Source organism: Streptomyces sp. P17 (genome assembly GCF_032436805.1).
Lineage (GTDB): Bacteria > Actinomycetota > Actinomycetes > Streptomycetales > Streptomycetaceae > Streptomyces.
The window spans coordinates 1-323 of sequence record NZ_JAVRBF010000527.1 but is presented as its reverse complement, the minus strand read 5'-3'; the positions used below and the strand labels follow the sequence as shown (position 1 = coordinate 323).

The 323-nt window shown below is 63.8% G+C and carries 1 protein-coding gene; it reads left to right on the top strand.

Features of this window, described 5'->3' with window-relative positions:
* Nucleotides 1–323: hypothetical protein (locus RMT89_RS41975; protein WP_315889014.1), on the top strand; the 323-nt coding region annotated here is incomplete at both ends.

The window sequence follows — 323 nt, the reverse complement described above, 5'->3', positions numbered from 1 at the left end:
GCCCATTACGACTGGCCGGCGGCTGAGAAACGAATCCGCAAGGCGATTGATGACACCTATGGCCCGTTCCTCAAGGCGGCGCTCAGTGAGCCGGACCGCGCCGTTGTCCAGGCACAGCGCGATCTGGCCGAGGTTCAGGTCATCATCGCCCGCGTCGTCATCGCACTCAAGAACGCTGGGATCTCGGCACGCTCAATCGACGCGCTTATGGCTTTGACCCATGCCACCTGGACACGCACCATGATTTCCAACGCAACCGACCGCGCCTGTGCTGGCGAGATCTTTGCGCGGGGAATGAACGGGGACTGCACCCCCGCCGCGGC